The following is a 944-nucleotide window of genomic DNA, read 5'->3' on the forward strand; positions in this document are numbered from 1 at the left end:
CCCCGCGCTGCGGGTGACGAGATGTTCGACGTCGTCCATCGTCATGCGCCCGAACGCCCAGCTGAACAGGGCGCCTTCCCAGGCGATGCCGATGAGGCGGATGAACTCGTCGACGTTCTCCACCTCGTCCTGGACGGCCGCGCGGAACATGTCGTGCATGATCCGGTTGGTCTCGCGGTGGCATTCGCGTACGCCCGGGTCCGACGAACCGAGCGCGTGGATCAGCGCGCCCGCGAGGCGCGGATTGCGGCCCATCGCCCGGCAGGTGTTGGACAGGATCGCTCCCACCCGCTCCGCCGCGTCGCCGCCGCGCGGACGGGCCGCCCGGCTGCGTTCCAGGGACTCGATCCAGTCGAGGTGGGTGGCCGCGAGCAGGTGGTCCTTGGACGAGAAGTGCCGGTAGATGGTCGCCGACGACAACCCGGACATCCGGACGACGTCGCGCATCTGCACGCTGTCGTACCCGCCCTCGGCGGCCAGCGCGCGCGTCGCCTCGATGGCGCGCCGCCGGATGTCGCCCTCTCTGGTGCCCGCCCCCGCGCGGGCCGGAGTCAGATCCATGTCGTCCACCACATGCGGTCCTGCCAGTCGGAGAGCGGGATCGTGGTGCCGGTGTAGATCGGGTAGAAGTAGAGGAAGTTCCAGGCGATGAGGGCGATGAGGGCGACGGCTCCGGCGGTGCCCCAGGCTTTGCGTCGGTGGGTGGCGCCGGGTGGGCCGAGGATGGCGCCGATCATCATGGTGACGGCGAGGGCGATGTACGGGACGAAGACGACGGCGTAGAACAGGAAGATGGTGCGGTCCTGTTTGAACATCCAGGGGCCGAGTCCGGCGGCGAGGCCGCAGAGGATGGCGCCGGCGCGCCAGTCGCGGCGGGCGGCCCAGCGGAAGAGCAGGTAGATCGCGGCGAAGCAGCCCGCCCACCACAGGAACGGCGTGCCGAT

Annotated in this window: 1 protein-coding gene and 1 pseudogene; both read right to left on the reverse strand. The window is 70.2% G+C overall.

The window, feature by feature from the left end:
- A partial coding sequence (locus ACRX5S_RS41075) for a TetR/AcrR family transcriptional regulator (protein WP_436778404.1) occupies nt 1-561 on the reverse strand: 561 nt, incomplete at its 3' end.
- Nucleotides 552-944 (reverse strand): annotated as a pseudogene (locus tag ACRX5S_RS41080) (phospholipid carrier-dependent glycosyltransferase); the annotation flags it as partial. The pseudogene ACRX5S_RS41080 and the gene ACRX5S_RS41075, both read right to left, overlap by 10 nt.

The sequence above is a fragment of the Yinghuangia sp. YIM S09857 genome (assembly GCF_051388915.1).
Classification (GTDB): Bacteria; Actinomycetota; Actinomycetes; order Streptomycetales; family Streptomycetaceae; genus Yinghuangia.